Origin of the sequence: Mesorhizobium sp. M1E.F.Ca.ET.041.01.1.1, assembly GCF_003997355.1 — a bacterium.
In the GTDB taxonomy this organism is placed as follows: domain Bacteria; phylum Pseudomonadota; class Alphaproteobacteria; order Rhizobiales; family Rhizobiaceae; genus Mesorhizobium.
Genome location: NZ_RZSL01000272.1, coordinates 1 through 8,157, shown reverse-complemented (window position 1 = coordinate 8,157; position 8,157 = coordinate 1). Strand labels below are relative to the sequence as shown.

General features: G+C 66.5%; 9 protein-coding genes. 2 read left to right on the top strand and 7 right to left on the bottom strand.

Going from position 1 to position 8,157, the window contains the following annotated elements; translation table 11 throughout:
* A partial coding sequence (locus tag EOA38_RS21015; RefSeq protein ID WP_145966018.1) for an FAD-binding oxidoreductase occupies positions 1–1,172 on the top strand: 1,172 nt, incomplete at its 5' end.
* A gap of 148 nt (positions 1,173–1,320) precedes the next feature.
* Here the strand turns inward: EOA38_RS21015 and EOA38_RS21010 are convergent.
* Positions 1,321–1,461 carry a hypothetical protein gene (locus EOA38_RS21010; protein WP_189350159.1) on the bottom strand — a complete coding sequence of 47 codons (141 nt, stop codon included), beginning with the start codon at positions 1,459–1,461 and terminating at the stop codon, positions 1,321–1,323.
* Positions 1,462–1,738: 277 nt separating this feature from the next.
* The gene (locus tag EOA38_RS21005; protein ID WP_126094733.1) at positions 1,739–2,320 is read right to left on the bottom strand and encodes a TetR/AcrR family transcriptional regulator; all 582 of its coding nucleotides are present in this window, start codon (positions 2,318–2,320) and stop codon (positions 1,739–1,741) included.
* Positions 2,321–2,518: 198 nt separating this feature from the next.
* On the opposite strand from EOA38_RS21005, the gene EOA38_RS21000 reads away from it, so the two are divergent.
* On the top strand, positions 2,519–3,652 hold the full coding sequence (locus EOA38_RS21000; protein ID WP_126095976.1) for an alpha-hydroxy acid oxidase: 1,134 nt from the start codon (positions 2,519–2,521) through the stop codon (positions 3,650–3,652).
* 290 nt (positions 3,653–3,942) lie between these two features.
* On the opposite strand, the gene EOA38_RS20990 is transcribed toward EOA38_RS21000, so the two are convergent.
* The 5 genes from EOA38_RS20990 to EOA38_RS39775 all read right to left on the bottom strand — a co-directional run.
* Positions 3,943–4,764: a BA14K family protein gene (locus EOA38_RS20990; RefSeq protein WP_127222463.1), complete on the bottom strand. Its 822-nt coding sequence runs from the start codon at positions 4,762–4,764 to the stop codon at positions 3,943–3,945.
* A gap of 471 nt (positions 4,765–5,235) precedes the next feature.
* Positions 5,236–6,351: a KamA family radical SAM protein gene (locus EOA38_RS20985; protein ID WP_127222015.1), complete on the bottom strand. Its 1,116-nt coding sequence runs from the start codon at positions 6,349–6,351 to the stop codon at positions 5,236–5,238.
* 114 nt (positions 6,352–6,465) lie between these two features.
* Positions 6,466–7,203: a DUF2182 domain-containing protein gene (locus tag EOA38_RS20980; RefSeq protein WP_245468575.1), complete on the bottom strand. Its 738-nt coding sequence runs from the start codon at positions 7,201–7,203 to the stop codon at positions 6,466–6,468.
* An 81-nt stretch (positions 7,204–7,284) separates the two neighbouring features.
* On the bottom strand, positions 7,285–7,911 hold the full coding sequence (locus EOA38_RS20975; protein ID WP_127222013.1) for a DUF1326 domain-containing protein: 627 nt from the start codon (positions 7,909–7,911) through the stop codon (positions 7,285–7,287).
* Positions 7,912–7,973: 62 nt separating this feature from the next.
* A partial coding sequence (locus EOA38_RS39775) for a hypothetical protein (protein ID WP_210212977.1) occupies positions 7,974–8,157 on the bottom strand: 184 nt, incomplete at its 5' end.

Genomic DNA, 8,157 nt, shown 5'->3' with positions numbered 1-8,157 from the left:
GGCTTGCGGGCGGGGCGGCGACTTCCGCCGGTCAGGTGATCTGCGACCTCGGCGCCATGAACCGGATCGAGGAGATCGACCCGTCCGCGCGCGTGGCGATCGTTGAGGCCGGCGCGACGCTTGGGCTCCTGCAGGAAGCGGCGGCCCAGCATGGGCTCGACCCCGGCATCGACCTTGCCGCGCGCGGCAGCGCCACCATCGGCGGCATGGTTTCCACCAATGCCGGCGGCATCATGGCCTTCCGCAACGGCACGATGCGCCACCGGGTGCTCGGCTTAGAGGCGGTGCTGCCGGACGGGCGCGTGTTTTCAGACCTCACCCGGGTGCTGAAGACCAGCGCCGGCTACGACCTGAAACACCTCTTCATCGGCGCGGAGGGTACGCTGGGCATCGTCACCCGCGTGGCGCTCCGGCTCGACCCGGTCGCGGGAGCGAGCGCGACCGCGCTGGTCGGCGTGCCAGATGCGCAAAGTGCGCAGCGCATCGTGCGGCATTTCCTTAGGCAAACCGGCACGCGGCTCAGCGCCGCCGAGATCCTGTGGCAGCGCTTTGCCGCTCTCATGCAGCGGACGCTGGGCTATGCGCCCGGCAGCCTGCCGCTGGAGGCGCCCTGCCTGCTGGTGCTCGGGCTCGGCGCCGACAGCATGGAGGCGGCGCGAGCTGCGCTCGAGGACGGGTTGGCGGCGGTCTGGGACGAGGCCGGCATCATCGACGGGCTGGTGGCGAGCTCCGACGCACAGGCGGAAGCAATCTGGCGGCTGCGCGAGGAGACCGAGCAGATCGAGCGCATGCACCATCTGCCGCCTTCATTCGACGTGTCAGTGCCGGGCGGCGCGCTGGACGACTATGTGGCGCGCATCGAGGCGGGGCTGAAGCGGGTCGACGCCTCATACGCGCCTTACGTGTTCGGCCATCTCGCCGACGGCAATCTGCACATCTCCATCAACACCGACGGGCCGGTCCCGCATGAGCGGCACGCGGCGATCGAGGACGTGCTCTATGAGGGGCTTTGCGAAGCCGGCGGCTCGTTCTCGGCCGAGCACGGGGTGGGGCTCGACAAGCGCGACGCCTATGAGCGCCACGCCGACCCGGTGAAGCGGGAATTGGCGCGGAAGGTGAAGGCGATGATCGATCCGGGCAACGTGATGAATCCGGGGAAGGTTGTCGGCTGAGGTGGCGCCTTTTCCTCGCCCCCACGGAGTGGGGGAGAGGTGGCTCGGCGAAGCCGAGACGGAGCGGGGGAACTCCCTACAAAGGCCCCCTCTCCGGCTCGCTGCGCTCGGCCCCTCGCCTCCGCCAAGGCGAGGGGCCAAAGGCGATTCACGCCGCCAATTGCACCTCGCGCGCCGCCGCGATCATGACCCCGGCGAGCAGGCCGTAAGCGGCTTCCCAGGCTTCGCGCACGTCAGCCGTGAAGGCAGGGCCAAGGCCCCGGGTCGAGCGTCTCCTGGAGTCTGACATGCGCGACAATCGCCTCCGGCCGTTTCGCGGGAATGCCGGGTGACACGGCGAAGTGTTTCAGGCTTGTCTCCGCGCGGTATCCGATAGCGGGAGGAGGTTACTCGCGCCCAGCGCGAGAAATCATGCACCGCCGGCGGACAGCACCCCCTCTGGTCTGCCGACCATCTCCCCGCAAGGAGGAAGATCAGATGGCGCGTCGGCTCTCGCCAATCCCCCCTTGCGGGAGATGTCCGCCGGGACATTGGGGATCACGGCGCCAGCCCGGATACGCACCCCTTCACGGGGGCGAGGAATCCAGACTGACCAGCCGCTTCGCCGCCTCCGCCGCGGCCGTGCAGTAGCTCGGGTCGCCATGGATCAGGATCATCACCATGGCGCCTTCGATCAAAAGGGCCAGCTCGCGCGCCCGCGTTTTCGGGGCCGGCACTTTCGCCTGGCCAAGCAGCGTCTCCAGGTGCCGCTCCATCAACGCCTTGTGCTGGCGGGCGATGGCGCGCGCGGGGTGACCTGACAGGTCGGCAAGCTCGATGGCCAGCCGGGTGAAGCCCGAGCCAGCCCAGCGCGGCTTGGACGACCATTTCACCAGGCCTTCGAACAGCTTGTCGATCAGCTCGGCCGCGCTGCCCGAAAGGTCGATGCCGTAGTTCTGGAAGTCTGCGAAGGTGCGCTCGTGCTGCGAGGCGAGCACGGCGGTCAGCAGCGCGTCCTTGCTGTCGAAGTGATTGTAGAGCGTGCGCTTGGTGACGCCCGCCGCCTCCGCGATCTCGTCCATGCCGACGCGGAAGAAGCCCCGGCGGCGAAACAGCTTGTAGGCCGCCTGCAGTATTTCGGGCCTCGTCTCTTCGGACGCTCTGGGCATGGGGCGCTGCCGTGGCCGTTGAAAGTATACTTGCTAGTGAATTTACATCGGCGGGCAAGCGGCCTTCAATCATCGGTGCAAGCTAATATTCGATGGGAGGCGACCATGGAAAGAGTAGTCCCCACGGCGCTCGATGTCCCGACAGGGATGGTGACGCTGCCTGATGCGATCGGGGCAGCCCCGGCGGCGCCAAGGCTGATGACGGACATGACCTGCATCGAGGACCTGCGCCGGGCGGCGCGCCGCCGGGTGCCGCGCGTCTTCTTCGACTATGCCGAGGCCGGCTCCTATGCCGAGCAGACGCTGCGCACCAACCGCGCCGACCTCGAGCGCATCACGTTCAGGCAGCGCGTGCTGGTCGATGTCGAGCAGCGCGACACGGCAACCACGATCCTCGGCGAGAAGGTATCGCTGCCGGTGGCGCTGGCGCCGATCGGCCTCGGCGGCATGCAATGGGCCGATGGCGAGATCCTTGCCTGCCGCGCGGCAAAGGCTGCCGGCATACCCTATACGATGAGCACGATGTCGATCTCATCGATCGAGGACGTCGCGCAAGCCGTCGGCAAGCCATTCTGGTTCCAGCTCTATGTGATGAAGGACCGCGGCTTCGTGCGAGCGCTCGCCGAGCGGGCGCTTGCCGCGCGCTGCAGCGCGCTGGTGCTCACCGTCGACCTGCAGGTGCTGGGCCAGCGCCACGTCGACATCAGGAACGGGCTTTCGGTGCCGCCGGCGCTGAAAGTCCGCACGATCCTCGACATTGCCAGCCGGCCGGCCTGGGCGGCCCGGATGCTCACGGCAAGGCGCTGGACCTTCGGCAACCTCGCCGGTCATGTGAAGGGCGAGGACAACATCAAGGCGGTGGCCGACTGGGTGGCGCACCAGTTCGACGCGACGCTGAGCTGGAGCGACGTCGAGTGGATCCGCAGCATCTGGCCGGGCAAGCTGATCCTCAAGGGCATCCTCAATGTCGACGACGCGCGCTCCGCCAGCAAGGCCGGCGCCGACGCCATCGTGGTCTCCAACCATGGCGGCCGGCAGCTCGACGGCGCGCCGTCCACCATCTCGATGCTGCCGAGGATCGCCGAGGCGGTGGGCTCGGAGGTCGAGGTGCTGTTCGACGGCGGCGTGCGCTCGGGCCAGGATGTGATGCGTGCCCTAGCCTTGGGCGCCCGCGCCTGCCTGGTCGGACGCGCCTATGTCTACGGCCTCGGCGCCGGCGGCGAAGCGGGCGTGGCGACAGCCATCGAGATCCTGCGCAAGGAGCTGTCGGTCACCATGGCGCTGACGGGAACACGCAGCATCGCGGAGATCGACGGCAGGGTGCTGAATTAGGGTGGCGCGCTCCCTTCTCCCGTTCACGGGGAGAAGGTGCCCGCAGGGCGGATGAGGGGCGGAGCGAGCATCAGAGACGCCGGCGGGACAGCACCCCCCTCTGGTCTGCCGACCATCTCCCCCGCAAGGGGGGAGATTGGCAGCTTTGGCGACGACGCCTTCCTTTTTACAATTGGCGATTGGCGAAAGCCGGTGCGACACCCAATCTCCCCCCTTGCGGGGGAGATGTCCGGTAGGACAGAGGGGGGTGCCTCGCGCTGGCCTTGCAGGTGATCACCGCGAAGAAGCCCCTACTCGCACTGCCGGCGCGGGCCGCCGTCGAAGGGCTGGTAGGTGTTGTCCTGCGGATTGTAGGTGCGGTAGCGGCTGAAGCAGTCGTCGATGTGGTCGCCCGAAAACTGCGGGCCCAGGAGCCGATCCCTGGGAGTCTGTTCCTCCGGCGAAATCTCCTCCGGCGGGCCGCCATAGGTGGTGGCGTAGCCGTCGCGTGTCGGGGCGTAGCCTTCCATCTCGGCCTGGTCGTCGATCACCTGGCCTTGATCGGTCTGCTCATTCTGGGTCGCGTCGGTCGAGGCGGTGCTGTCGCCGCCGGGATCGAAATAGGGCGAGACGCAGGGCCGCAGTTCGCCGCTGTAGGAGCGGTAGCTGTTTTCTTCCGAGCGGTAGCTGCGATAGCGGTTGGCGCACCATTCGAGATGGGCGGCGGGCAACCGTGCCTGCTGCTGGGCCGGCGCATCCGCCTGCCGGGAAGGCTCAGCCGCATTGGCGTCGGGCGCGGGCAGGCCGGGCTGGGAGACATCGGGCAATGGCTGCAATTGCCGCGGCGCGGGCGCCGGCGTCGCGAGGGCTGCGGTCTGCGTGCTATTCGCCTTGGCCGTCGCGTCCGCCTTGGCGGGCGCGCCGGCCGCCTGCTGGGCGGGAATACGTTCGAGCCCCTGCCTTGCCGGATCGACCGGCCGGGCGTCCTTGGTCCACAGCTCTGAGACACCGATCGCCGGCGTTGCCTGGCGCACCGGCTTGGCGGCGAGCAGCCAGGTGGCGAAGGCGAGCCCGCTGGCAAACACCGCCAAGGTGAACACGAAACCAGCGACAATTCCCAACAAAGCCTTCACGCCGCGTTCCTTCAGCCCCGCTTAAAGAATGGCGCGGCGTGGATCCGGTTCCCACGAGAAGAGGGCAATGTTGAGGCCCGCCGAGGCAGGAAACGGGAGAGCCCCGCGTGCTCCGGGGAGAAGCAGGCGGGGCTCAAGGATCGCTAGGGGGACCTAGCTAAGGGACTTATTCAGCTAAGGACTTTTGATGATCCAAAAGGATCGATGACAGTATCGGGGTTTTTGCGGGCCGCCGCATCGTGCAAACGAAGGAATAAAGCAAGCGATCCTTCGTTCACATGGTGCGGTCGTGACGGCACCGTCCCATGCTTGCGTCAGCCGGCGGCCACTACCACCACCCCCCGCCGGTTAGGCCCGGCAGCCGGCATATTGCCCCCAACAGGGCTGCCGGGCCGCCCCTTGGAGCAATTCCAGGAAAAGTGCGAAGCGATTTTCCGTTCGGAATTGCTCTAGTGGCCACAAGCCCGCGCTTCAGAGGTCGGTCACCACCTCGGTATACGCCCTCACCACGCCATCCTGCCCGCGAATGCGCCACGTCTCACCCTCCCGCCCTTCGATGTGGCTGGCCGCCAGCGGCACCTTGCCGCCGCCATCGGGCAGGTCGATGACATAGGTCGGGTTGCAGATGCCGGAGAGCCGGGCGCGCAGTTCGGCGACCAGCGCCTGGCCTTCCTCGATCGTGGCGCGGCGATGCGCCATGCCGCGCGCCAGGTCGCCATGGTGCAGGTAGTAGGGCTTGACGCCGAGCCGGTACATCAGCTCGCGGCAGAGTTCTTCTAGCACCTCGACATTGTCGTTGACGCCTTTGAGCAAAACGCTCTGGTTGAGCAGCACGAAACCCGCCTGCCGCATCGTCCGGCAGGCCGTTTCGGCTTCGGCGGTGATCTCGCGGGGATGGTTGAAGTGGGCCACCACCGTCACCAACAACCTGCTCTGCAGGGTGGCGACCAACCCAGCCGTGATGCGCGACGGCAGCGCCACCGGCACGCGGGTGTGGATGCGTAAGAGCCGCACATGCGGCAGCGCCTCGATGCGGGCGCGGATTTCGGCAAGTGCCTTGTCGGGCAGCGACAGCGGATCGCCGCCGGTCAGGATCACCTCGCGGATCTCGGGGTGGCCGGCGATGTATGCCAGCGCCGGCTCCAGCGCCTCGCGCGTATAGCCGCGGCCGATCGACGTCAGCGACTCCTTCCGGAAGCAGAAGCGGCAATAGACCGCGCATTGATAGGTCGGGAACAAAAGCACGCGGTCGGCATGGCGATGCGTCAGCCTGGGCACCGGGCTGAATTCGTGGTCGCCGATCGGGTCGTCGAGCTCGCCCTCGGTTGCCACGAGTTCCTCCGGCGACGGGATCACCTGTGCGCGGATCGGGTCGCGGGGGTCGTTCCAGTCGATCAGGTCGAGATAGGCTTTGGGAACGCGCACCTTGTGGGCGGCGGCGGCTTCTTGCGCCGCGGCGCGCTCGGCCGGCGATAGCGGCAGCGCGGCAAGATCGCGCACATGGCGCACGCCGGCGCGGACGTCGGCTTGCCAGGCTGTGTCGGGGGCGCGCGCATCCATGGCCGCGTCTTTGAGGTCTGAGGTCATTGAAGGATCTCGGATTGTAATTTGGCGCGGATATCGGCCGGATGGAGAGCGGGGTCAATGGTGGTCAATTGCGGCTTTCAGGCGCCGAGTTCCCGCGACATTCCCGATCGTCTGTCAATCCATTGCCATGGCACCGGCCGCCGGAAACGTCGGCAACGCCTGCGGGAAGACCAACACCACCGCGCCGTAAAGCAGCAAAGCCGTGCCCGATAGCGTCGCTATCCTCTTTCCCGCCGGGAAGGTCTTTTCCGTAAAGATCAGCAAGGTGACCACGGCCATGGCGGCAATGTTCATGATGCCGAGAGGAAAGAGAGCGAGAAACAGGAGCCAGCAGCAGCCCAGGCAAAAGAGCCCATGCTCCAGACCCATGCGCACCGCGCCCCACTGTCCATCGCGCCATGAGACCAGGATGAAACTCATCGGGCTACGGCATTTGGTCAGGCACAGGTCCTTCAGCGGGGAGAGCTGGTAAGCACCCGCGACGATCAGCAGAACGCCGCCGATGCGCGCGGCGGTCGCCGCCGACATCTCCGCCTGCCCGGCAATCCTCTCCGCGCCTGCCGCGCCCGCAAAGGCGACCACGCCCGCCAGACCCCAAACCAGCATGTAGCCGCCCAAGAACACCCAGGTCGAGACAAAGGCCTCACCGCGCCCCCGACGGCCGGCCTGGACCTGGTGAAACGTCAGGATCATCGGTGCGGCCGTCGGGAACATCATGGCGATCATCATGATGGTCCAGGCTGCAAGAAACAGCGGCGCATTCATGCCCATCGTGGGCGTGTTCATCGGCATGTCCATGCCGGCCCGCTGCCGGATGAGCATGGCCCACGCCGCCGCCGCGACGGCGATCAAAAGAGCGACGATGATGTTTCGCTGCAGCGTCAGCGAACCCGCATTGCCCAAAGGCGAGCCCCGTTCCGACATGCGAGGCGGCTATTGCTGGCCGGACCAATTGATCGGAGCGTAGTGGCCGTTTCGGCGGGAATTATCCCAGTTCATGCCGTGGTCGGTGAACGTGCTGCCCTCTACGCCCATCGCCATGACGAGCTTGTCGGGATTGACGGGATGGCCGGTCGCCGCCCACATCTCCCCGTCCTCGCGCATCGTCGGAAGCGGTTCGACCGCCATCTGCATGATCCCCGGGATCTCCACCGACCGCTTCTTGCCGTCGATCTGGTACCTGATCGGCACCTTCTTTACCCCCAGGTTGGTGCCCATCAGGGGGGCGAGCACGGCCATCGGGCCGCCGGCGGCGCCGGTGAAGATCGCACCCAGCGCCTCCGTCTGCTTGTCATCGGCCCGTTCGTCGATATAGGCCGCGGCCGTCCAATTGCCGTCCGCCATCGGGCCGGGTGTATGCGCAATCATCGCTATGTTGAGGCCATCCAATCGAGCGTCACCGTAGTTGCCCGTATCGATGTGAAAGGCCAAAGCAACGTCGCAAACGCCTTGCGTCGGCTTTGATGTCAACGGCGCGTTAGGGGACATCAAGCAGGGACACACGACGTCGCAGCTACAATTCTCGAAATAATTTCCAGACAATTGCCAACTGGTTGCCATTGGCTCCTCCCGAGCGTGAGGCGCGTCGGCGTATCGCCGTTTTCTTGGCAAGCCAGAGCCGTTCACGCTTGTTTCAGAACGGCAAACAGCCCAATAAAACGAACGAGCGGCGCGCTAGACCAGTCCATCCACGCTACGCCGTCGCCCGGTACTGTCAAGCGCGATCGGAAGCGAGACGTCGCCGATTCTCCATCCTGCCGCGCCCAAGAAAATTGCCGTGCAACTGTTCCGCGCATTCTTTCTGGC

Excerpts from the sequence above, each read along its gene's own strand:
- EOA38_RS20985 (WP_127222015.1), bottom strand. The coding sequence starts at position 6,351 with ATGACCTCAGACCTCAAAGACGCGGCCATGGATGCGCGCGCCCCCGAC.
- EOA38_RS21005 (WP_126094733.1), bottom strand. The coding sequence starts at position 2,320 with ATGCCCAGAGCGTCCGAAGAGACGAGGCCCGAAATACTGCAGGCGGCC.
- EOA38_RS21010 (WP_189350159.1), bottom strand. The coding sequence starts at position 1,461 with ATGTCAGACTCCAGGAGACGCTCGACCCGGGGCCTTGGCCCTGCCTTC.
- EOA38_RS20975 (WP_127222013.1), bottom strand. The coding sequence starts at position 7,911 with ATGGCAACCAGTTGGCAATTGTCTGGAAATTATTTCGAGAATTGTAGC.
- EOA38_RS21000 (WP_126095976.1), top strand. The coding sequence starts at position 2,519 with ATGACGGACATGACCTGCATCGAGGACCTGCGCCGGGCGGCGCGCCGC.